A 21550-nucleotide genomic window follows, 5' to 3' on the forward strand; every position below is an offset into this window, starting at 1 on the left:
GTGACTGATATCGGCGTCGGCGCTGAACTTGGGTTCCCGCCTACGCGGGAACGACGTCTTATGGGTTAGGCTTAGCGCAGGTTCACCAGCGTCTGCAACACCGAATCCTGGGTCTTGATGGTCTGCGCATTCGCCTGGTACACGCGCTGCGCGGTGATCATGTTGACCAGCTCGGCGGTCAGGTCGACGCTCGAGGCTTCGGTCGCGCCCGATTGCAGCACGCCCATGCCGCCGGTGCCGGCGGTGCCGATCAGCGGGGTGCCCGAGTTCGACGATTCGGCCCAGGCATTATTGCCCAGCGGCTCCAGCCCGTTCGGGTTCTTGAAGTTGGCCAGCACGACCTGGCCCAGCGCCTTGGTCTGGCCATTACTGTACTGGCCCAGGATGGTGCCGTCGGCGCCGGTGGTGAAGCGCTGCAGGGCGCCCGGCTTGTAGCCGTCCTGGTCGAGACGCTTCTCGCTGGTCGCATTGCCGTACTGGGTGCTCTTGGCGAAGTCGAGCGTGACCGGGATCTGCAGGTCGGCGCCGGTCGACGGCACCACCGGCAGCGAGGTGGTGAACTTGCCGTTGAAGCCAGGACCGGTGCCGCTGGTCGCCATGTTCAGCGCGCCATTGGTGTCGAAATGCAGGGTGCCGAGCGGCTTTGGCGACACGTTCAGCGCTTTCAGGATGGCGGCGTTGACCTGTTCGGGCGTGGCGCCCGGGATGGCGGCCGCAGCGGCGGCGGCACTGGCGATCTTGGCCTGGTCGTCCGCGCTCATGGTCGGATCGGCGGTCACCGCCGCATTGCGCACGGCCTCGGCGGCCGTGGTGGCGTAGGCGGTGATGGCGCCGGCCTTGCCGGCCGCGTCCGCACTGTCCCAGGCGCCGCGCGCGCCCAGCACGCCGGCATCGGTCAGGGTGACGCCGGCCGCTTCGAGGGAACCTTTTTCGGTACCGTCCAGGCTGGTGTAGACATCCCATTCGCCGGCTTCGGTCTTGACGTAGAACAGCGACAGGGTGTGCGGATTGCCCAGCGTGTCGTACACGCTCACCGGGCTCTGCTTGTTATACGTGGTCGGATTGGACGGGTCGAACGGCTTGTTGGCCGGCGGCTGGGTGCGCGAGTCGAGCTGGATCTCGGCGAAGATATTGCTGGTGACCTTCGGCGGCTGGTCCGAGGTGTCGATCTGCAGCGGCACCGGCGCGCCGGCGGCCAGCTGGCCGTTCGGGCCCAGGCCATAGCCGGTCAGCTTGGCGCCCTGGGCGTTGATGATGAAACCTTGTTTGTCGAGCGAGAACTGGCCATTGCGCGAATACTGGACCACGCCCGCCTGTTCGATGCGGAAGAAGCCGGCGCCGTTGATGGCGATGTCGAGCGGATTGCCCGAGGCTTCGATATTGCCCTGGTTGAACTGCTGGGCGATGGCCGCGACCTTGACGCCGATGCCGGCCTGGGTGCCGCCGGCGCCGTTCAGCGCATTGGCGTAGACGTCGGCGAACTGGGTGGTCGAACCCTTGAAGCCGACCGTGCTGGCGTTGGCGATATTGTTGCCGATGACGTCAAGCGATTTGGCGGCGCCGTTCAAGCCGCTCAAGCCTTGTTGGAAAGACATGGTATTACTCCTGAATAAGGGTGATAAGGTAAGCGGCTTGCTTACATGACTTGTTTAATGTCGGCCAGGGTCACGGAACCCTTACCCGGCAGGTTGAGCTTGACGCCATCCTTGCCGCCGGTGGTCACGCTGGCGACGCTGTCGAAGGCCAGGGCCTTGGCGTCCTTCAGCGCTTCGCCGCCGCGGCTGGCGACCACCCGGAAGGTGTACTGGCCGTCGGGCAGCACCACCGGCTTGCCTTCGCTATCGAGCTTGTTCGGGTCGGGCACGCCATCCCAGGCGATCGGGATGATGCCGGCTTCCTGCTCGCCCAGTTCCAGCGAGGCGACGTCCTTGCCGTTCGCATCGGTGATGACGACCTGCACCTTGTCGGCCGGGGTTTCCAGCTCCACGCCCAGGATCGACTGGCTCTTGTGCAGCAGGATGCCATCGCCCTCGACCAGCACGCCGGCGCCGATCAGCTGGGTCGCCTGCAGCGATTCGGTCGACTGGTAGCTGGCCTTGAGCGATTCCAGCGTCGTGTTCAGCTTGTTCACGCCGGTCACGGTCTGCAACTGGGCCAGCTGGCTGGTCATCTGGGCATTGTCCATCGGGTTCAATGGATCCTGGTTCTGCAACTGGGTCACGAGCAGGGTCATGAACTTGTCGGTGTCGGCCTGGACGCTGTCGGTCTCGGTCTTCGGCTTGGCGTTCATCGCCGCCTGCAGGTCGGCGATATTCGAGGTCGGGCTTTGGGAGCTGATGGGGCTGGTCATGGTGGTGCTTATTGTCCGATGGTCAGGGTCTTGAGCAGCATGGTCTTGGCTGCATTCATGGTTTCGACATTGGTCTGGTAGGAGCGCGAGGCCGACAGCATGTTCACCATCTCGTCGACCACGTTTACGTTGGGCATCGATACATAACCCTTGTCGTCGGCCATCGGATGCTTGGGATCGTAGACCTGCTTGAGCGGCGACGGGTCTTCGACCACTTCGCGCACCCGCACGCCGGTGGCGCCCGAGGCGGTCGGCACAGACTCGAACACGACCGCCTTGGCGCGATAGGCTTCGCCAGTCGGCGAGGTGGCGCTGTCGGCGTTCGCCATATTGCTGGCGGTGGCGTTCAGGCGTTGCGACTGGGCGCTCATGGCCGAGCCGGCCACATTGAAGATATTAAATAGCGACATGGTTGGTCAGCCCCGTTTATTGGCTCTGGAGCGCCGTCATCAAGCCCTTGAGCTGGCTGTTGATCATCAGGATCCCGGCCTCGTAGCGCAGCGCGTTGTCGGCGAACTGGTTGCGCTCGACGTCCATGTCGACCGTATTGCCGTCGACGGCGCCCTGCACCACGCCGCGGTACAGCACCGGGGTGCCGTTGGCCAGCGTGTCGCCGGTGGCGGCGCCGCGCGCCATATGGTTGTTATTGGTAGTGTTCATCGCGGCGCCATTCTTGCCGCCGCCCGCCATCGCGTTCTGCAGGGCGCTGGCGAAATCGATGTCGCGCGCCTTGTAGTTGGGCGTGTCGGCATTGGCGATATTCGAGGCCAGCAGTTCCTGGCGCTGCGAGCGCAGGGACAGCGCGGTTTCATTGAAGCGCAGGTAATTGTCGAGATTGCCGATCATGCTGCCTCCGGGTGGTGGGCTGGTTGGGACAGAAGCGATCATACGGACCGGGCGGGCAAGCCAATCGACGAATAAGGAGGTGGAAATCCCCCGCTATTCAATGTTTCGCTACGGAATCATTGGACCTAAGATTGCAGCATTCCCGATGTCCCTTCAACTGGAATCTCCATGAAACTGCAATATGTCGCTTTTTCGCTGCTTGCCCTGGCGTTCGGTACGGCCCAGGCGCAACAGGCGCCCGGCGCCGCACGTCAGAAGCCTGAAGCCGTGCGCGCCGTCGCCGAGCAATTCCTGAAGACCCAGAGCGCTGGCCTGCCGGGCCAGGTCACCGTCAAGGTGGGCGGCGTCGATCCACGCCTGAGCCTGCCGGCCTGCCCGGCGCCGGAAGCCTTCCTGCAGCCGGGCGCCCGCCCCTGGGGCAAGACCACGGTGGGCGTGCGCTGCACGGCGCCGTCCTGGTCGCTCTACCTGCAGGCCCAGGTCAGCGTGGTGGCCGACTATGTCGCCGCCGCGGTGCCGCTGGCCCAGGGCCAGCCGCTCGAGCAGGGCCAACTGGTGCTGGTCAAGGCCGATATCGCCGCCATGCCGAACGGCATCATCACCGATATGGCGCAGGCGATCGGCCGCACCCCGACCATCTCGCTGCCGGCCGGCGCCGCCCTGCGCACCGACACCCTGCGCGCGCAGCAGGTGATCAAGCAGGGCCAGGCGGTACGCCTGGTATCGCGCGGATCGAACTTTTCGGTGAGCAGCGAAGCGAAGGCGATCAACAATGCCAGCGACGGCCAGGTGGTGCAGGTGCGGACTCAGTCCGGCACCGTCGTCAGCGGCCTGGCGCGCAACGGCGGGATGGTGGAAATAGTTCTCTAAAGTAATTGTAGATTTCGCTGCATCGATTTCGTGATTGATCGCTAAAGTTTGTAAAGGCGCCGCCGTTACATCAAGCAGATCCCGGAGCTTCCGCTTCGAACCGAGAAGGATGATGCTGTGAAAATCAACGATACGCTCAAGGGCAACCCAGGCCTTCAACCGGCGACCGCGCAGACGAATACCGCGCGCGGCGCCGACAAGGCCGCAACGACGGCGCCGACGACCCAGGCGCAGACCGACAGCGTGCGGCTGTCCTCGCAGGGCCAGGCCATGGCCAATGCGGTGGGCGGCGGCGCGCAGGTGTTCGACGCGAAGAAAGTCGAACGCATCAAGATGGCCATCGCCGATGGCCAGTTCCAAGTCAACTCCGAGAAGGTGGCGGACGGCTTGCTAGAAACCGTACGCGACCTGCTCCATTCGAGACAACGCTAAACCATGACCCCGACCCCGCACCAGACCATCGCCGCCGAACACCAGCACCTCGATGCCCTCGTGGCATTGATGAAACAGGAACAGCAATCGCTGGTCACGCTCGACGCCGACGAGCTGGCCAGCCTGACCACGCAGAAGAACGCCCTGCTGGCCAGCCTGTCGAACCTGTCGCAACAACGCCACGCGGCGCTCAGGGCAGCCGGATGCGAAGGGTCGGAAGCGGGCATGGAACCATGGCTGGCCGCAGGCGACCATGGCGGCGTGCGGGAACAGTGGGAACGCATGCTGGACGCAGCGCGCGAAGCGAAGGAACTCAACCGCGTCAACGGCATGCTGATCACCAAGCAGCTGGCGCACAACCAGGGCGTGCTCAACGCCCTGCGCACCCCGACCAATGCGCCGACCGGCGCGATCTACGGCGCCAGCGGGCAGACCGTGGGGCTGGGGGCGTCGCGCCGCTACGTCGTCGGATGAGCGGGCGGCGGATGCGCCGCTGAGCTTTCCTAATGGCAATATAACCGGGCATAATACGGGATCGTCACCGCTCCCTTCATCGCGCCACCGTTCGCCGGCCTGACATGCTCGCCACCCAGCAGATTTTCCTGATCGCTTCCCTGCTCTGCTTCCTGGTGTTCCTGGCCCTGCTGGCGGCCGGATCCGAGAAGCTGCGGGGCATGCGCGCCATGCTGGCCTCCACCGTGCTGGGCCTGGCGGGCAACCTGCTGTACGCCTTCGGGCGCGAACTGCCGCCGCTGCTGGCCTATGAAGTGGCCAATATGGCGTATGCCGGCGCCGGCGCGGCCCTCGCCGCCGGCTACCGCCAGCTGGCCGGCCTGCCGGTCCGCCTCGCGCCGCTGGCGCTGCTGGTCGCGGCGGTGGGCGCCCTGATCGCGCTGTTTCATTACCAGGTCGATTCCTTCCTCGCGCGCAGCGCCGTCGCTTCGCTGTTCCAGGCCGCCGTCTGCGCCGACATCGCGCGCAGCGTGCTGGTGCGCCACAGCGCGCTGCCGCCGCTCGATGCGGTGCGGCGCTTCGTGCTGCTGATGTGCGGCCTGGTGGCCGGCGGCCATGCAGTGCGCATGGCCTGGCTGCTGCTGGCGGCCGAACCGCCCGGCTCGCTGCTGCAGCCGAGCGTCGCCAGCCTGGCGATCCTGACCGCCGCCGCGCTGGCGCTGCCGGCGCTGACCCTGGGCGGCCTGCTCACCATGCACCGCTACATCGTGCACCGGGCCGAGTACATCGCCAACCACGACCACCTGACCGGCGCCTGGTCGCGCAAGGCCTTCTTCGACATCGCCGAGCGCGAACTGGCGCGCAGCCGGCGCAACGGCCAGCCGCTGGCCCTGATGCTGATCGACCTCGACCACTTCAAGGAAATCAACGACGGCGGCGGCCACGAAGCGGGTGACGTCGCCCTGCGGCTGGTGGCCGAACGCGCCCGCGCCTCGCTGCGCGCGGCCGACTGCATGGCGCGCCTGGGCGGCGACGAATTCGCGGTGCTGCTGCCGGAAACCACGCTGGCCCAGGCCTGCGCCGTCGGCGAAAAACTGCAGGCCGGCCTGCGCCCGCTGGCCGCCGGGCTGCAGCGCCATGCCGGGCAATCCCCCCTCACCCTGAGCATCGGGGTGACGGCGACCCAGGACGACGAACCGTTCAAGGCGACCCTGGCGCGCGCCGACGCCGCGCTGTACGCGGCCAAGTCGGCCGGCCGCGACAAGGTGATCGCCATCGCCCCGCAACTGCAGGCGGCGCGCTTGCGCCATACTGGCTGACGCCGGGCAGCAGGCGCGCCGAATCCTACGCACCCGCGGCGTTCCCTCCGATTGGAATCTCGCAAAGCGGCTACCAGATGCTTGTCTCGACATCAGACAGAGGAGAGCATCATGGACGACAAGAAACCCAAGGATGGACAACAGGACGACCTTCCCCTGCGCCAGGGCCGCGTGGATTCGTATGCCGGATTCGTGGCCAACGACGACGCCGGCGACTCGAGCATCGGCGCGGACAACCGCCAATCCGGTATTAACAGCAATTTCGCCAAGGCCTCGCCGGAAAGCAATGTCGGCCCGGCCGGCGCCGCGCAGAGCAGCCATGGCAACGCCAGCGGGCCGGTCCCGGGTGGCAGCGTCGGCAAGGCGCAGCCGGGGCAGAACAGCCAGTCGGCCATCGGCGGCGCGGCTACCGGCGGTTCGCCCGGCACTCACCTCGACCGGGCGGCGCAGGACTACGTGGGCCGCGCTAGCGAGGACAAGATCAGCGAGCGCCTGGGCGACGGCGCCGAGAGTTCGGGCACGCCGGGCGACGGGCCGCGCTGATACCCGGATCCCACCGCGCCGGCACGCAGCCCGTCCGGCGCGGGTCGGGAATCGCGTACGTTATAATATCGCCAAGGGTGATCATGCCGACAAGGCATGACAGGATTTGCGCTGGTCGGGCCGCCACGCGGGGGTAGTTCATGCCCAGCCAATTCTGGAAGTTTTCGATGCGCATAGAAAAGCGACTGTCCGACTCGTTCAAACAATTCGCGGCCTCCGGCAAAGCCGGCGGCGTCATCCTGATCCTCTGCACCATCCTGTCCCTGATCGTCGCCAACTCGGCCTGGGGCCCGGCTTACCTGGGCTTCTGGCACACCGTGCTGGGCGGACTGAGCATCGAGCTATGGGTCAACGACGCCCTGATGGCGATCTTCTTCCTGCTGATCGGCCTCGAACTGCAGCGCGAACTGCGCAACGGCGAACTCTCCGACCTGCGCAATGCGCTGCTGCCGATCATCGCCGCTGCCGGCGGCGTGGTGGTGCCGGCGCTGACCCATTTCGCCCTCAACGGCGGCACGCCCACCCAGCCCGGCATGGGCATCCCGATGGCCACCGACATCGCCTTCGCGCTCGGCGTGCTGGCCCTGCTCGGCAGCCGGGTGCCGGCTTCGCTCAAGATATTCCTGACCGCGCTGGCCGTGATGGACGACCTGGCCGCCATCATCGTGATCGCCGTGTTCTATACCGCCAACCTGTCGGTAGCCTACCTTGCCGGCGCGCTGGCCACCTTCGCCGCCCTGCTGCTGCTGAACCGCAAACTGCGCGTGCTGGCGCTGTGGCCTTATCTGCTGGGCGGCGCGCTGATGTGGTTCCTGATGCTCAAGTCAGGCGTGCACGCCACCATCGCCGGCGTGCTGCTGGCCTTTACCATCCCGTATTCGCACCAGCAGGACGACGGCGCCTCGCCGGCGCACCGGATGGAACACGTGCTGCACAAGCCGGTCGCCTTCCTGATCCTGCCGATCTTCGCCCTGGCCAATACCGGCATCGTGATCGGCGCCGGCTGGGCCGACGAACTGCTGTCGCCCAACAGCCTGGGCATCATCCTGGGCCTGGTGGCCGGCAAGCCGGTCGGCATCTTCCTGGCCACCTTCGCTGCGGTTGCGATCGGCCTGTGCCGCCTGCCGCTGGACCTGGCCTGGCGCCACGTCCTGGGCGCCGGCCTGCTGGGCGGGATCGGCTTCACGATGTCGATCTTCATCACCAACCTGGCCTTCACCGGCGCCCCCGGCGTCGTCAATGCCGCCAAGATGGCGATCCTGGTCGCCTCGCTCACGGCCGGCATCCTGGGCTTCGTCTGGCTCAAGCTGCTGGGCGCGCCGGCCCCTGGCGACCATGACCCCGACACCATGGACTTCGACGACGGCCAGCCCAATGCGTCGCCCAGCGGAGCGCGATGAACAATATCCTGCATCCGGCGCGGATCGTCGTCGTCCTGTTCGCCTTGGCGATCCTGGCCGGCACGCTGCTCCTGATGCTGCCAGCGGCCCACGCCAGCGGCGAAGGCGCGCCGCTGATGGTCGCCTTCTTCACCTCGGTGTCGGCGATCTGCGTCAACGGCCTGGTGGTGGTCGATACCGGCACCTACTGGTCGGGCTTCGGCCAGGTCACGATCACGGCGCTGATCCAGCTCGGCGGCTTCGGCATGATGACGGCCGCCACCCTGCTCGGCCTGATGGTCAACCGCTCGTCGCGCCTGCGCACGCGCCTGATCACCCAGACCGAGACCCGTTCGCTGGGCATGGGCGACATCGCCAGCGTGGCGCGCATCGTGCTGGCGGTGACGGTCATCCTGCAGGTGACGCTGGCCGCGATCCTGCTGGCGCGACTGCACTTCGGCTACGACCTGCCCTGGCGCGAATCGCTGTGGAGCGCCGTGTTCCACGCGGTCTCGGCCTTCAACAACGCCGGCTTTTCGCTGCACGCCGACAGCCTGACCCGCTATGCGGGCGACGCCCTGGTGCTGGTGCCGATCATGGTGGCATTCGTGATCGGCGGCATCGGCTTCCCGGTGCTGCATGACCTGCGCCACCGCCTGCGCGACCCGCGCCACTGGTCGCTGCACACCAAGCTGACCCTGGTCGGCAGCCTGGTGCTCCTGGCCGGCGGCTGCGTCGCGGTCCTGCTGTTCGAATGGAACAACGTGGCCACGCTGGGGTCGATGTCGTGGTTCGACAAGCTGATGAACGGCATGTTCATCTCGGCGGCGGCGCGCACCGCCGGCTTCAATACGGTCGACTTCGGCGCGTTGTCCCCCGAGAGCTGGGCCCTGCACTACCTGTTGATGTTCATCGGCGGCGGCAGCGCCGGCACCGCGGGCGGGGTCAAGGTGGGCACCATCATGATCCTGGCGCTGCTGGTGATCGCCGAGGCGCGCGGCCATTCCGACACCGAGGCCTTCGGCCGCCGGGTCGCCGTCTCGGCCCAGCGCCAGGCGGTGACGGTGCTGGTGCTGGGCAGCGTGATCGTTGCCTTCGGCACCCTGCTGCTGCTGGGGATATCGCACTTCCCGACCGACCAGGTGATCTTCGAGGTCATCTCGGCCTTCGGCAGCGCCGGCCTCTCGACCGGCATCACGGCCTCGCTGCCGCCGGAGGGCCAGCTGGTGCTGGCCGCGCTCATGTTCATCGGCCGGGTGGGCACCATCACCTTCGCGACCTCGCTGGTGCTCGGCGAACGGCGCATGCCATATCGTTATCCGGAGGACCATCCAATTGTTGGGTAGAATTTTCACAGAACAGTTCGCCTTCTCGGCGGGCGATAGCGTGGTCGTGATCGGCCTCGGTCGCTTCGGCGGCGCGGTGGCGCAATCCCTGATGCGCCTGGGCCACGACGTCATGGGCATCGACCAGAAGGAAGACCTGGTGCAGCTCTGGAGCGAGCGGCTGACGCACGCCGTGCAGGCCGACTCGACCAACGAGAACGTCATGCTGCAGCTGGGCGTAGCCGACTTCTCGCATGCGATCGTGGCGATCGGCTCCGACCTGGCGGCCAGCCTGATGACGCTGATGGTGTTGACCGAGCTGGGCATCAAGGACATCTGGGTCAAGGCCATGACGCAGGAGCACGGCCAGATCGCCCAGCGCATCGGCGCCCACCACGTGGTCTACCCGGAAGCCGACATGGGCGCGCGGGTGGCGCACCTGATCACCGGTCGCATGATGGACTTCATCGAATTCGAGGATGGTTTCGCGATCGCCAAGATCCATGCGCCAGTGGAGACGCACCACGCCACCCTGGCCGAGGCCCACGTGCGCTCGCGCTTCGGGGTGACGGTGGTCGGGGTCAAGCGGGTGAACGAGGATTTCCAGCATGCGCTGCCGGAGACGCGGATCCTGCCGGCCGATTTGCTGATCGTGTCGGGGCCGACCAAGAAGATCGAGTTGTTTGCGGGTGGGGACAAGAAGGGGCGCAAGCGCTGAGCCAACGTCAGGCCAGCCGCTCCACGTAGTCGGCGTAGGTGCGCACCAGCCCCTGTTCAAGCGATACCCGGGCCGACCAGCCGAGGTTGTTGAGCCGGGACACGTCCAGCAGCTTGCGCGGGGTGCCGTCCGGTTTATCGGTATCGAACACGATGCGCCCGTCGAAACCGACGATGCGGCCGACCAGGCGTGCCAGGTCGCCGATCGTCGTGTCCACGCCAGTCCCCACATTGATATGCGATTGCATCGCGCCGGTCTGCGCCTGGTAGGCCGCGCGCGACAGTTCCATGACATGTACGCTCGCCGCTGCCATATCGTCGACGTACATGAATTCGCGCATCGGCGTGCCGCTGCCCCAGATCACGACCTCGGCCTCGCCATTCACACGGGCGTGATGAAAACGGCGCAGCAGCGCCGGGATCACGTGGCTGTTCTCGGGGTGGTAATTGTCGCCCGGGCCATACAGATTGGTCGGCATCACGCTGCGGTAATCGGTGCCGTATTGCCGGTTATAGCTTTCGCACAGCTTGATGCCGGCGATCTTCGCCATCGCGTAGGGTTCGTTGGTCGGCTCGAGCATGCCCGCCATCAGATACTCTTCCCTGATCGGTTGCGGCGCCAGGCGCGGATAGATGCAGGACGAGCCCAGGAACAGCAGTTTCTGGACGCCGTTTTTCCATGCTTCGTGCACCAGGTTCGTCTGGACCATCAGGTTGTCATAGATGAATTCCGCGGGATAGACATTATTTGCGTGGATACCGCCGACCTTGGCCGCAGCCATATAGACCTCGTCGATGCGTTCCGACGCGAAGAAGGCGCGCACCTGCGCCTGTTCGCTCAGGTCGAGTTCAGCATGGCTGCGTGTGACGATATTGTGGCAGCCCTTCGCGCGCAAGGTGCGGACAATGGCGGAGCCCACCAGGCCGCGGTGGCCGGCGACGAAAATACGTTGATCCAGGGCTGTCATATTTACTTTCCCAATCCCTTTCACGAAATGATCCAGTGTGACGTCATCGACACTTATCGTGATTTACCTGGTCCTGTATTCGACTGAGAGTTACACGTTCATATATTAAGGAGCGTGTACCGAATATATTCGGCATCGCTCTGCAGTTGACACTTCTAATTCCATACAGCAAATTATTTGTAACACATGCACTGGCGCGACATCGCCTGTCGCGGACACAGCATATATTCACGAAATGATACCACTCGGAATGATTGACATGCTGGATAGTCATAAAGTGGGGCAAACTCCCCAGTTTTAGCATGCAATTGTCAACTATTTACGCCAAGCATAGTAACGGATCACCGTATTCCACCAAGTGGTAAATGTCACACATTCCCACACATCGGCTCAAAAATATCAGTATTAAAACGACATCTTTGTGTCAAATGCGATGCAAATATGTGGCGCCGAGTGTTATCAGGTCGAAAACGCTTCAGCTTGCCAGCGATTTTTAGTATAGTTAAAAAGTTCTCCTCTACAACATTTTGATGTAAATACATTTGTTGTTTGATCTATTCAACATCCTGCACATTCCTGCAAGCGGAATTTACACATTGCAAGATAAGTACCAACCAGAGTTATATCGGCAAGATATTTCTCTCGAAGTCGAAAAACCGAATACATGAAAATCACGACCACTACCGTTGTCCTGCAACCCGGCATGTATGTCCTGCGCCATCCGAAAGGTGGCTTGCCCGCCCTCACGGTAACGCGCGCGCCCGGCACGGCTGCGCACAATGGTGGGCTCGAGACGCTGTCCACACCGAATACCCATGGCTCTATCCTGCGCGACGGCGCCGACTGCATCGTGATGCACGTGACGCGGGGCCCGGTCGAACTGGCCGTCTCGGCCTACCTGCCCGACGCCACGGTGGCGGTGCCGTCGCTGCGCATCGACCAGATCGCGCTCGACCCGGTCACCCCAGCGCCCGCGCAGACGCCGGCACCGGCGCGCGCGCCTGCACCGGCGACCGTGGCGTCCATTCCAGCGCCGGCAGTGCCGGCCCCGGCCGCAGCCCCGGCACTGCCAGCAGCAACAGCGGCGGCCAAGGCAGCCCCGCGCCGCATCGAGATCGGCGGCAAGGGCATCTCGGTCATCGCCCACATCGAGCGCACCGGCGATGTGGTGGCCGGCGAAGGCAACGCGGTCGGCGATCCGAAGCAAAGCTTGCGCGTCGAGGGCTTCCAGGTCATGTGGCCGGACCGCCCGGCCGGCGTCGACCTGGCCTACCGCATCAGCGTGGAAGGCGCCGGCCAGATGCCGGCGGTTACCACCGGCAAATTCTGCGGCACCCGCGGACAGGCGCGCCGCATCACCGAATTGAGCTTTACGCTCGTCGGCCCCGACGCGGCGAACTACGCGCTCGAGGGCCAGGCATGGTTTTCCGGCGGTTTCCAGCTGCCGGTCAGCTCCGGGGCGACGCTCGGCGGCCCGAGCGGCCTGGAACACCTGACGGCGCTGAGCCTGAAGGCGGTCCCGGCAAACGCCAAGACCGGTCCCACGGGAAACCCGTGGGTCGACTCAGCGGCAACCAAGGTTTTCAGGGCGACGACTGCTAGCCCTGCTAAGCCAGCAGGAAAGAAGTTTGCAGCAACGAATGCATCGAAAGGCCGCAAGGCCTGACGTGCACTGATCACTATCAGGAGAAAGATTCATGTACGATTCCGACACAACCACCGTAACAAATGCCCTGAAAGGCAGCAACTCGGCTGTTTTTTCAGACCAAACCATCTCGAAGATCCTGGCACTGACTGCCAGTGACAACAACACCGTGCGCTTCGACCAGGTGACGGCAACCGGCGGCGACGTCACGGTCGCCTCGGGCACCGGCATCGTCCACGTCGGCTCGTCCGCAACCCAGCAGACCCAGATCAACGTGACGCAGGACGCCCCGGTCTGGATCTTCGAAGGCGCGGGCGGCGTGAACGCCACCATCAATGCCGGCGTAGCCCCCGGCGGAAGCAACATGCTTGAGCGCGTCCTCATTCATAGCTCGGGTGCAGACAACTTCTTCATCGGCGACAACTGGAACACGGAAATCATCATCGGCGCGAACGACACCGTCACCGGCGGCGCCGGCAACGACACCGTGATCGCTGGCAGCGGCAACAGCACCGTCATCGGCGGCAGCGGTTACACCATCGTCGAGCTGGCTGGCAACGACAGCGACTACGAAGTGACCGTCGTCGATGGCCGCGCCGTCGTGACCAACACCGAAACCGGCGTCACCACCGACATCTCGAACTCGCAATTCGTGCAGCTCGACGATGGCGAAGCGCTGGTGTTCGCGAAGGATTCGATGGAAGCAGCCATCGCGAGCCTGTATGAAACTACCTTCGGCCGTGCTGCCGATGCGAGCGGACTGAAGTTCTGGTTCGACCGCGCGCGCGACGGCCTGACGCTGGAAGAGATCGCCGACGCGTTCACCCAGGTGGCCGAGTTCGAGGACATCGCCGAGCGCAATGACGAAGAATTCGTCAATGCGTTGTACCAGCAGACCTTCGGCCGCGACGCCGACGATGGCGGCCTCGCCTTCTGGACCAACCAGCTCGAGAACGGCGCCGATCGCGGCGACATCCTGGAAGCCTTCGCCAATCTGTCGGCAGCCCAGATCGACGGTTCGGAAGATGGTGAAACCACCATCATTGGCAGCATCACCATCGTTCCCGGCATCGTTTAAGTTCAGCTAGACGCATGAATCACCCGAAGGGGGCATTCGCCCCCTTTTTCTATCCAGTGTGTTCGCCCCGTACGCGGGGCGACGCGCTGCTTTCCAGCGCCGCCGATGCGTTCGAAGCCGGACGCCATGGCGATGCCCTGGTCGCCACCGAATACGTATGCCGGCGCTTCCCCTCACGCAGCCTGCCCGCGATGCTGCGCGCAAGAATCCTGCACACGAGCCGCCCCGAACTGGCGGCCGAGGCCTGGTACGGCGCCTGGAAACGCGACCCCGAACATCCCGCAATCCAGGACCAGCTGCTGGCCGCATGGCTCGCCTCCGGCGCCGCTGCCAGCGTCGCCGAGCTGGGCCCCTGCTTCCTGCCGGCGCGCTGCAGCGCCGGCACCCACGCATCGCTGGTCGCCCTGCTCGCACGCGCCGGCCTGACCCACGTCGGCGCCTGCTGGAAGCAGGGCGCGGCGATCGAGATGATGTTGTTCTTCCCGTCCGCCGCCGACGGCAAGCCGCCGATGGCGCGCCTGCGCCTGACCGGCGTCGGCGCTTCGCACGTGTACGAGGTGCCGGCCGATGGCCGCCGCCTGCGCCTGCCCCCAGTGGCCCTGGACACTACCTGGTCGCTCACGGTCGAGCGCCCGGGCCAGGCGCCGGCCATGCTGCACGGCTCGCCGCTGGTATTCGCCGCGGCGCCGCAGCCGCCGGCGCCGGCCGCCGCCGATCCCGGCCAGGTATCGATCGTGATTCCCGTATACCGCCAGCGCGCGCTGGTGCAGACCTGCATCGAGAGCGTGCTGGCCTCGCTGGCGCATAACCGCACTCCGGCCGAACTGGTCGTAGTCGACGACGCCAGCCCCGAGCCGGACCTGTCGGCCTGGCTCGACCGGCAAGCCGCCGCCGGCCGCATCACCCTGCTGCGCAACCCGGTCAACCTGGGCTTCATCGAGGCCGTCAACCGCGGCCTGCGCGCCCACCCCGGCCACGACGCGCTGCTGCTCAATGCCGACACCGAAGTGCACGGCGACTGGATCGACCGCCTGCGTGCGTCGTTGTACAGCGCGCCCGACATCGCCTCGGTCACGCCGTGGTCGAACAACGGCGAGATCAGCAGTTTCCCGGCCATCGCCCGCAACGCCCTGGCCCCCACCAGCGCCCAGTTGGCCGCGATCGACGCCGCCGCGGCCGAAGTGCGCCGCGCCGATGCCGGCGCTGCCGATATCGAACTGCCCACCTGCTGCGGCTTCGCGATGCTGATGCGGCGCAGCGTGATCGCCAGCATCGGCGTGCTCGACGGCGTAGCCCTGGTGCGCGGCTACGGCGAAGAAGTGGACTGGTGCCTGCGCGCGCGCGCCGCCGGCTGGCGCCACCTGCTCGCCACCGGCGTGTTCGTGGCGCACACCGGCACCGTCTCGTTCCGCCACGAGAAAACCCTGCGCGTGCGCCAGAACCGCCACGTGCTGGCCGAGCGCTATCCCACTTACCGCAATGAATACGCCGCCTTCCTGGCCGACGACCCGCTGGCCGCGGCGCGCGCCGGCTTGAAAGCCGCGCTGGCGGGAGAGGCGAACGACTGGCTGCAGGCGGCGCAAGGCGCGCTCGATCCGGCGGCCGACGACGACGCGATGCCGAAGGCCCTGCCGGTGGCCCGCGCCCGCGTGGCCGTCTGGCGCCTGCGCGCCGGCGCCGCGGCCTGCGCACAAGTGCTGGAACTGGCGCGCCTGGCCGCCGCCCTGCCCGGCCAGCCGCTGCGCCTGCTGGTGCTGGGCGACGTCGGCGAGCCGCTGTGGCGCACCGGCGTGGTCGACGGCGTGCCCGTCGCCGACCCGGAAGATGACGCACCGTTCAGCGACGCCGCCCTGGTCGGCATGGCCGGCTGCAGCGCGCTGCTCGCCGCCGACGCCACCGGCGCGCCGCTAGATCTTCCCCTCACCCATCTGGACCGCGATTTCTGCGCGCGCGCATGGCTCGATGCCTGGTGCGCCGCGCACGCCATCCCACTCGACGACAGGCAGTAAGCGCATGACCAACGACCCTACCCTGGCCGAACCGCAGCCGCGCTGGCGCGGCGCGCTCGACGGCCTGCACGACGGCCACCTGTACGGCTGGGCCTTCGACAGCCAGCGTCCCGACGCCCGCGTGGTGCTCGAACTGTGCCTGGACGGCGAGCCGTTCGGCAGCGCGGTCGCCGACGTGGCGCGCAGCGACCTGGCCGGGCGCCTGCCCGGCGCCGCCGACACCTGCCACGGCTTCGTCGCCGACCTGCGCGCCTTCGAGCTGGGGCCGGAAGGCATCCTGAGCGCGCGCGTGGCCAATACCGACGCCGCGCTGGCCGGCGCCATCGCCCGCACCCAGCCCAAGGCGCCGCCGCGCGCCGCCGCCAGCCGGGTATTCGGCGACGGCGGCCTGCGCCTGCACGGTTGGGCGCTGGACCCGGCCAGCCCGAAACGCCAGCTGACGGTGCACGCCTACGTGGGCCACGACCGGGTGGCCAGCGCCACCGCCAGCCTGGAACATGCCGCGCTGCGCTCGCACGAAGTCGGCGCACATGGCTTCACGCTCGACCTTCCGCTGGCGTTGGCCGATGGTCGACCGCACCAGGTGCGTGTAGTCGACGCCGAGGGCCAGCCTCTGGGCGGCAGCCCGCTGCAGGTGTGCTGCCTGGCGGACGGGATGCGCGCGCTGCTGCCCGACTTGCCGGGCACGGCCGCCGACCTGGTGGCAACGTATGAACGCGTGCTGCCGCGCAGCCTCGGCCTGGAGCAGTTCCGCACGTGGGCAGCGCAGTTCGATCCCACGCCGGCCACCGCGGACGACGGCCCCGGCGTGGCCCTGGTCGTCGTGGGCGCCGACGGCCCGCTGCTGGACGCCACCCGCGCCGGCGTGGCGGCCCAGACCCACCGCCAGGTGGCCCTGTTCGAAGCCCGCCGCGACCGCAAGCGCGTCGAACCGTTCGCGGCCCTGCTGGCGCGCGCGCTGGAGTCAGGCTGCGAGTTCGTCGCCTGCCTGCGCGCCGGCGACGTGCTGGTGCCGCAGGCGCTGGCCTGCGCGCTGGAAGGCTTCGCGCTGCCTGGCGCCGAACTGGTCTACACCGACAGCGAACGCGGCGGCAAGCCCTGGTTCAAGCCGGCCTGGAACCCCGACTACGCCCTGGCCAGCGACTACCCGCTGGACCTGCTGCTGATCCGCGCCGACGCCGTGCGCGCGCTGCTGGCGGGCGCCCTGCCGCCGGCCGGGCCGGCGGCGCTGGCGTGGCGCATGCTGGCGCGCGCCTGGCCGCGCGCGGAAGACGCGATCGTCCACGTGCCGCATGTGCTATGCCGCTGCGAGGCGCCGCTGGACGTGGCCGAACTGGCCCAGCGCCATGCCGCGGCCCAGGCCGCGCTGGCCGAAGTGGAGCCAGGCGCCGTGCTGGAAGCCGCGCCGCCGATCCCCGGCCTGCCGTTCGCGCCGCGCCGCGCGCGGCGTCCGCTGTCGCCAGCCGAGCGCCAGCTCGGGGTGACCCTGATGATCCCGACCCGCGACCACGCGGGACTGCTGCGGCGCTGCATCGACACCATCGCGCGCCACACGGCCGACTGGCCGCGGCTCGAGATCATCGTGATCGACAACGGTTCGGCGGAACCGGAAACGCTGGCCTATTTCGGCGAGCTGGCGCAACAAGGCGTGAAGGTGCTGGCCATGCCCGGTCCGTTCAACTTCGCCACCCTGAACAATGCGGCGGTGGAAGCGGCCAGCGGCGAGATCGTGGGCCTGGTGAACAACGATATCGAGGCCCTGCACGACGGCTGGCTGGACGAGCTGGTGGGCCAGTTGCTGCGCCCCGGCGTGGGCGCCGTGGGCGCCAAGCTGCTGTGGCCCAACGGCGTGGTGCAGCATGGCGGCGTGCTGCTCGGCCAGGGCGGCCTGGCCGGGCACTTCGGCAACCGGCTGGCCGACGCCGACCCGGGCGACCATGGCCGCAACCAGCTGGCGCAGCAGGTCAGCGGCGTGACCGCCGCGTGCCTGCTGCTGCGCAAGCGCGACTACCTGGCGGTGGGCGGCATGGACGAACGCGCGTTCCCGGTCGCCTTCAACGACGTCGACCTGTGCCTCAAGTTGCGCGCCGCGGGACTGGCGATCACCTGGACCCCGTATGCACGCCTGCTGCACGCCGAATCGGCCAGCCGCGGCAAGGAAGACACGCCGCAGAAGCGCGCGCGCGCCGGCCGCGAGATGGACCAGCTGCGACGGCGCTGGGGCACGGCCCTGCTGCGCGACCCCGCCTATCACCCAAGCCTGAACCTGGACGTGCTGAGCCAGGCCTTCGGCGGCCTGGCCCTGCCCCCGCGCGACCGCTCGCCGCGCACGGCGGCGCTGGCCCGCCCCAACGAGGAATACCCGGAATGACCGACATCATCACCGCCGCGCCGCACATCGGTGCGGTACGCCAGCTGCTGCACGTGGGCTGCGGCATGCCCAACCCGAAGCGGCTGCCGGCCTGCTTCCACCGTCCCGGCTGGCGCGAAGTGCGCTTCGACATCGACCCGCAGGTGAAACCCGACATCGTCGGCAGCATCACCGACCTGTCGATGATTCCTGATGCCAGCATCGACGCCATCTGGTCGTCGCACAACCTGGAGCACCTGCACCCGTTCGAGGTGCCGGCCGCGCTGGCGGAGTTCCGCCGCGTGCTGAAACCGGACGGCTTCGCATTGGTCACCCTGCCCGACCTGCGCGCCGTCGCGCGCCACATCGCCTCCGGCGACCTGGCCGCGCCGCTGTACCAGTCGCCGGCCGGCCCGATCGGCGCGCTGGACGTGCTGTTCGGCCACCAGGCCTCGATCCAGGCCGGCAATGCCTTCATGGCCCACCGCACCGGCTTCACGGCCGACACGCTCGGCGCCGCCCTGGTGGACGCCGGCTTCGACGAGGTGCGCGTCCACGAAGGCAAATACTGGGACTTGTGGGCGCTGGCCGCCATGCCCGCCATCGATCCGGCGGTGTACGACGAACTGGCCGGCGTGCTGCAATGAACATCCTGTTCATCCACCAGAACTTCCCGGGCCAGTTCGTGCACCTGGCGGCCGACCTGGCGCGCGAGCCGGGCAATAAAGTGGTCGCGCTGACGATGCGCGCCAACCCGGCTCCGGCCGGCGTGACTGTGCGCCCCTACACCCTGCTGCGCAAACCGGCGTCCGAAGTGCACCCGCTGCTGCGCGAAGAAGAATCCAAGGTCCTGCGCGCCGAAGCCTGCGCCGCGGCCGCCTTCCAGCTCAAGCGCGAAGGCTTCGTGCCCGATGTGGTCGTCGCCCATCCGGGCTGGGGCGAAGCCTTGTTCATCAAGGACGTCTTCCCGCAGGCCAAAGTTGTCGTCTATTGCGAGTTCTATTATGCGGCCGAGGGCCAGGACGTGGGCTTCGACCCCGAGGCGCCGCCAGTCACCTTCGAGCAGCGCTGCCGCCTGCGACTGAGGAACAGCAACAACCTGCTGAGCATGGAGCTGGCCGACGCCGCCATCGCACCGACCGAATGGCAGAAGAGCACCTATCCGGCCTGGGCCCGCGACAAGATCACCGTAATCCACGACGGCATCGACCTGGAGCGCGTGCGCTACAACCCGGCGGCCACCCTGACCCTGTCTGGCCCGCGCGGCCAGCACGGCTTCGCCGCCGGCGATGAGGTGCTGAGCTATGTGGCGCGCAATCTCGAACCGGTGCGCGGCTTCCACATCTTCATGCGCACCCTGCCGGAGGTATTGCGCCGGCGGCCGAAGGCCCAGGTGATCGTGGTGGGCGGGAACGAGGTGAGCTATGGCCACCATCCGGAAGGCGGCGGCAGCTGGAAAGACCGGCTGCTGGCCGAGGTAGGCGCCGATCTGGACCTGTCGCGCGTCCACTTCGTCGGCAAGGTGCCCTACCAGGCCTACCTGAACCTGCTGAGCATCAGCCGCGTGCATCCCTACTGGACGACGCCGTTCGTGCTGTCGTGGTCGTTCCTGGAAGCGGCCGCCAGCGGCGTGCCCTTGATTGCTTCGGATACCCAGCCGGTGCGCGAATTCGTCGACATGGTCGGCGCCACCACGGTGCCGTTCTTCGACCGCGCCGGTTTTGCCGACCGGCTGGGAGAAAAGCTGGCGCAGCCGGTGGCGCGAACGGCCGCGCCGCGGCCGCTGCCGCACATCGCGCTGGCGGACTGCCTGCGGCGCCAGAAGGCGCTGCTGCGCTCGGTCTAGCGCATCGACATCATAAAAAAATAAACACTACGGAAAAGCAATGAAAGTCACCATTTTTGGCACAGGATATGTCGGTCTCGTGACCGGCGCCTGCCTGGCCGATGTCGGCCACCAGGTCATGTGCGTCGACATCGACGCCGGCAAGGTCGAGCGCCTGCAGCAAGGGATCATCCCCATCTACGAACCGGGCCTGGAAGCCCTCGTGCGCGAGAATGCTGGCCAGGGCCGCCTGCAGTTCACGACCTCGGCGCAGGAAGGCGCCGTCTTCGGCACGATCCAGATCATCGCGGTCGGCACGCCACCCGACGAAGACGGCTCGGCCGACCTGCAATATGTGCTGGCGGTGGCCGACAGCATCGGCCGGCACATGCCGGCCGACCGCATCGTGGTCGACAAGTCGACCGTCCCGGTCGGCACCGCCGACAAGGTGAAGGCGCGCATCCAGGCGGCCCTCGACGCACGCGGCGTCGACTTCGGCTTCGACGTGGTATCGAACCCCGAATTCCTGAAAGAAGGCGCGGCGGTCGCCGACTGCATGCGGCCGGACCGCATCGTGATCGGCACGTCCAGCGCCAGCGTCGAACAGACGATGCGCGAGCTGTACGCGCCGTTCAACCGCAACCACGAGCGCATCATCGTGATGGACGTGCGCTCGGCCGAACTGGCCAAGTACGCGGCCAATGCCATGCTGGCCACCAAAATCAGCTTCATGAACGAGCTGGCCAATATCGCCGAACGCCTGGGCGCCGACATCGAGAACGTGCGCCACGGGATCGGCTCGGACCCGCGCATCGGCTACCACTTCATCTATGCCGGCTGCGGCTACGGCGGCTCGTGCTTCCCGAAGGACGTGCAGGCGCTGGCCCGCACCGCGGCCGAAGTGGGCTACGACGCCTCCCTGCTGGGCGCCGTGGAAGCAGTCAATCGGCGCCAGAAGCAGCAGCTGTTCAAGCGCATCTGCGACCACTTCGGCGGCGAGGACAAGCTGGCCGGCCTGACCTTCGCCCTGTGGGGCCTGGCGTTCAAGCCGAACACCGACGATATGCGCGCCGCCCCGAGCCGTACGCTGATGGAAGCGTTGTGGAAAGCCGGCGCGCGGGTCCAGGCCTTCGACCCGGAATCGATGGAAGAGACCCAGCATATCTATGGCTACCGGGACGACCTGGCACTGATGGGCACCAAGGAAGCGGTATTGCGCGGCGCCGACGCGCTCGTGATCTGCACCGAATGGAAAGCCTTCCGGGTGCCGGACTTCGAAGCGCTCGGCATGCTGAAAAATCAGCTGATCTTCGATGGCCGCAACCTGTACGACCCGGTACAGATGGCGCAGAAGGGCTGGACCTATTATGGCGTCGGGCGCGGCGAGTCTTGTGTCAAGATCGCATAAGCGTCAGGCTCTGCCATTGGACTGCATACCGTT

The 21550-nt window shown here is 66.9% G+C and carries 20 protein-coding genes; 15 read left to right on the forward strand and 5 right to left on the reverse strand.

Going from position 1 to position 21550, the window contains the following annotated elements; genetic code table 11:
* Nucleotides 1-71 precede the first annotated feature (71 nt).
* Genes Q9246_RS07890 through flgB form a run of 4 tightly spaced genes read right to left on the reverse strand, consistent with a single transcriptional unit; the run spans nt 72 to nt 3196 of the window.
* On the reverse strand, nt 72-1595 hold the full coding sequence (locus Q9246_RS07890) for a flagellar hook protein FlgE (RefSeq protein WP_306396749.1): 1524 nt from the start codon (nt 1593-1595) through the stop codon (nt 72-74).
* 41 nt (nt 1596-1636) lie between these two features.
* Complete coding sequence (locus Q9246_RS07895) at nt 1637-2350, reverse strand: flagellar hook assembly protein FlgD (protein ID WP_306396750.1); 714 nt, start codon at nt 2348-2350, stop codon at nt 1637-1639.
* An 8-nt stretch (nt 2351-2358) separates the two neighbouring features.
* Complete coding sequence (gene flgC / locus Q9246_RS07900) at nt 2359-2760, reverse strand: flagellar basal body rod protein FlgC (protein WP_306396751.1); 402 nt, start codon at nt 2758-2760, stop codon at nt 2359-2361.
* Between the two features lie 16 nt (nt 2761-2776).
* On the reverse strand, nt 2777-3196 hold the full coding sequence (gene flgB, locus Q9246_RS07905) for a flagellar basal body rod protein FlgB (protein WP_306396752.1): 420 nt from the start codon (nt 3194-3196) through the stop codon (nt 2777-2779).
* 168 nt (nt 3197-3364) lie between these two features.
* On the opposite strand from flgB, the gene flgA reads away from it, so the two are divergent.
* The 8 genes from flgA to Q9246_RS07945 all read left to right on the forward strand — a co-directional run bounded on the left by flgA (nt 3365) and on the right by Q9246_RS07945 (nt 10235).
* A complete protein-coding gene (gene flgA / locus Q9246_RS07910) occupies nt 3365-4066 on the forward strand; it encodes a flagellar basal body P-ring formation chaperone FlgA (protein ID WP_306396754.1) in 702 nt (233 codons plus the stop codon).
* 117 nt (nt 4067-4183) lie between these two features.
* Nucleotides 4184-4498: a flagellar biosynthesis anti-sigma factor FlgM gene (flgM, locus tag Q9246_RS07915; RefSeq protein ID WP_071361647.1), complete on the forward strand. Its 315-nt coding sequence runs from the start codon at nt 4184-4186 to the stop codon at nt 4496-4498.
* Between the two features lie 3 nt (nt 4499-4501).
* Nucleotides 4502-4972: a flagella synthesis protein FlgN gene (locus Q9246_RS07920; protein ID WP_306396757.1), complete on the forward strand. Its 471-nt coding sequence runs from the start codon at nt 4502-4504 to the stop codon at nt 4970-4972.
* Nucleotides 4973-5076: 104 nt separating this feature from the next.
* Nucleotides 5077-6270: a GGDEF domain-containing protein gene (locus Q9246_RS07925; protein ID WP_306396759.1), complete on the forward strand. Its 1194-nt coding sequence runs from the start codon at nt 5077-5079 to the stop codon at nt 6268-6270.
* Nucleotides 6271-6381: 111 nt separating this feature from the next.
* On the forward strand, nt 6382-6813 hold the full coding sequence (locus Q9246_RS07930; protein ID WP_306396761.1) for a hypothetical protein: 432 nt from the start codon (nt 6382-6384) through the stop codon (nt 6811-6813).
* Nucleotides 6814-6980: 167 nt separating this feature from the next.
* On the forward strand, nt 6981-8213 hold the full coding sequence (gene nhaA / locus Q9246_RS07935) for a Na+/H+ antiporter NhaA (RefSeq protein WP_306396763.1): 1233 nt from the start codon (nt 6981-6983) through the stop codon (nt 8211-8213).
* Entirely contained in the window at nt 8210-9538 is a 1329-nt protein-coding gene (locus Q9246_RS07940; protein WP_306396764.1) for a TrkH family potassium uptake protein, read from the forward strand. Before nhaA ends, Q9246_RS07940 begins: the two co-directional genes overlap by 4 nt.
* Nucleotides 9531-10235, forward strand: a complete 705-nt coding sequence (locus Q9246_RS07945) for a potassium channel family protein (protein ID WP_306396765.1) — start codon at nt 9531-9533, stop codon at nt 10233-10235. The genes Q9246_RS07940 and Q9246_RS07945 overlap by 8 nt, the downstream gene beginning before the upstream one ends.
* Before the next feature lie 7 nt (nt 10236-10242).
* Here Q9246_RS07945 and fcl read toward each other — a convergent pair whose 3' ends face one another.
* Nucleotides 10243-11202, reverse strand: a complete 960-nt coding sequence (gene fcl, locus Q9246_RS07950; protein WP_306396767.1) for a GDP-L-fucose synthase — start codon at nt 11200-11202, stop codon at nt 10243-10245.
* Nucleotides 11203-11866: 664 nt separating this feature from the next.
* Between fcl and Q9246_RS07955 the strand changes: the two genes are divergently transcribed.
* Genes Q9246_RS07955 through Q9246_RS07985 form a run of 7 tightly spaced genes read left to right on the forward strand, consistent with a single transcriptional unit; the run spans nt 11867 to nt 21517 of the window.
* Nucleotides 11867-12868, forward strand: coding sequence for a hypothetical protein (locus Q9246_RS07955; protein WP_306396768.1), 1002 nt, complete (start codon nt 11867-11869; stop codon nt 12866-12868).
* 31 nt (nt 12869-12899) lie between these two features.
* A complete protein-coding gene (locus tag Q9246_RS07960) occupies nt 12900-13925 on the forward strand; it encodes a DUF4214 domain-containing protein (protein WP_306396770.1) in 1026 nt (341 codons plus the stop codon).
* A 14-nt stretch (nt 13926-13939) separates the two neighbouring features.
* Nucleotides 13940-15934 (forward strand): glycosyltransferase family 2 protein, encoded by a 1995-nt coding sequence (locus Q9246_RS07965; RefSeq protein ID WP_306396771.1) that lies wholly within the window; start codon nt 13940-13942, stop codon nt 15932-15934.
* A gap of 4 nt (nt 15935-15938) precedes the next feature.
* Nucleotides 15939-18305 (forward strand): glycosyltransferase family 2 protein, encoded by a 2367-nt coding sequence (locus tag Q9246_RS07970; protein ID WP_306396772.1) that lies wholly within the window; start codon nt 15939-15941, stop codon nt 18303-18305.
* Nucleotides 18302-18931 (forward strand): class I SAM-dependent methyltransferase, encoded by a 630-nt coding sequence (locus Q9246_RS07975; protein ID WP_306396774.1) that lies wholly within the window; start codon nt 18302-18304, stop codon nt 18929-18931. Before Q9246_RS07970 ends, Q9246_RS07975 begins: the two co-directional genes overlap by 4 nt.
* Nucleotides 18928-20130: a glycosyltransferase gene (locus tag Q9246_RS07980; RefSeq protein WP_306396776.1), complete on the forward strand. Its 1203-nt coding sequence runs from the start codon at nt 18928-18930 to the stop codon at nt 20128-20130. Before Q9246_RS07975 ends, Q9246_RS07980 begins: the two co-directional genes overlap by 4 nt.
* A 40-nt stretch (nt 20131-20170) precedes the next feature.
* Nucleotides 20171-21517, forward strand: a complete 1347-nt coding sequence (locus Q9246_RS07985) for a UDP-glucose dehydrogenase family protein (RefSeq protein WP_306396778.1) — start codon at nt 20171-20173, stop codon at nt 21515-21517.
* The last annotated feature ends 33 nt before the right edge of the window (nt 21518-21550 follow it).

Origin of the sequence: Telluria beijingensis, assembly GCF_030770395.1 — a bacterium.
Classification (GTDB): domain Bacteria; phylum Pseudomonadota; class Gammaproteobacteria; order Burkholderiales; family Burkholderiaceae_D; genus Telluria; species Telluria beijingensis.

Excerpts from the sequence above, each read along its gene's own strand:
- Q9246_RS07930 (WP_306396761.1), top strand. The coding sequence starts at position 6,382 with ATGGACGACAAGAAACCCAAGGATGGACAACAGGACGACCTTCCCCTG.
- nhaA (WP_306396763.1), top strand. The coding sequence starts at position 6,981 with ATGCGCATAGAAAAGCGACTGTCCGACTCGTTCAAACAATTCGCGGCC.
- Q9246_RS07985 (WP_306396778.1), top strand. The coding sequence starts at position 20,171 with ATGAAAGTCACCATTTTTGGCACAGGATATGTCGGTCTCGTGACCGGC.
- Q9246_RS07965 (WP_306396771.1), top strand. The coding sequence starts at position 13,940 with ATGAATCACCCGAAGGGGGCATTCGCCCCCTTTTTCTATCCAGTGTGT.
- flgA (WP_306396754.1), top strand. The coding sequence starts at position 3,365 with ATGAAACTGCAATATGTCGCTTTTTCGCTGCTTGCCCTGGCGTTCGGT.
- Q9246_RS07940 (WP_306396764.1), top strand. The coding sequence starts at position 8,210 with ATGAACAATATCCTGCATCCGGCGCGGATCGTCGTCGTCCTGTTCGCC.
- Q9246_RS07925 (WP_306396759.1), top strand. The coding sequence starts at position 5,077 with ATGCTCGCCACCCAGCAGATTTTCCTGATCGCTTCCCTGCTCTGCTTC.
- Q9246_RS07975 (WP_306396774.1), top strand. The coding sequence starts at position 18,302 with ATGACCGACATCATCACCGCCGCGCCGCACATCGGTGCGGTACGCCAG.
- Q9246_RS07980 (WP_306396776.1), top strand. The coding sequence starts at position 18,928 with ATGAACATCCTGTTCATCCACCAGAACTTCCCGGGCCAGTTCGTGCAC.
- flgC (WP_306396751.1), bottom strand. The coding sequence starts at position 2,760 with ATGTCGCTATTTAATATCTTCAATGTGGCCGGCTCGGCCATGAGCGCC.
- flgB (WP_306396752.1), bottom strand. The coding sequence starts at position 3,196 with ATGATCGGCAATCTCGACAATTACCTGCGCTTCAATGAAACCGCGCTG.
- Q9246_RS07920 (WP_306396757.1), top strand. The coding sequence starts at position 4,502 with ATGACCCCGACCCCGCACCAGACCATCGCCGCCGAACACCAGCACCTC.
- Q9246_RS07895 (WP_306396750.1), bottom strand. The coding sequence starts at position 2,350 with ATGACCAGCCCCATCAGCTCCCAAAGCCCGACCTCGAATATCGCCGAC.
- fcl (WP_306396767.1), bottom strand. The coding sequence starts at position 11,202 with ATGACAGCCCTGGATCAACGTATTTTCGTCGCCGGCCACCGCGGCCTG.
- Q9246_RS07955 (WP_306396768.1), top strand. The coding sequence starts at position 11,867 with ATGAAAATCACGACCACTACCGTTGTCCTGCAACCCGGCATGTATGTC.
- Q9246_RS07960 (WP_306396770.1), top strand. The coding sequence starts at position 12,900 with ATGTACGATTCCGACACAACCACCGTAACAAATGCCCTGAAAGGCAGC.
- Q9246_RS07970 (WP_306396772.1), top strand. The coding sequence starts at position 15,939 with ATGACCAACGACCCTACCCTGGCCGAACCGCAGCCGCGCTGGCGCGGC.
- Q9246_RS07890 (WP_306396749.1), bottom strand. The coding sequence starts at position 1,595 with ATGTCTTTCCAACAAGGCTTGAGCGGCTTGAACGGCGCCGCCAAATCG.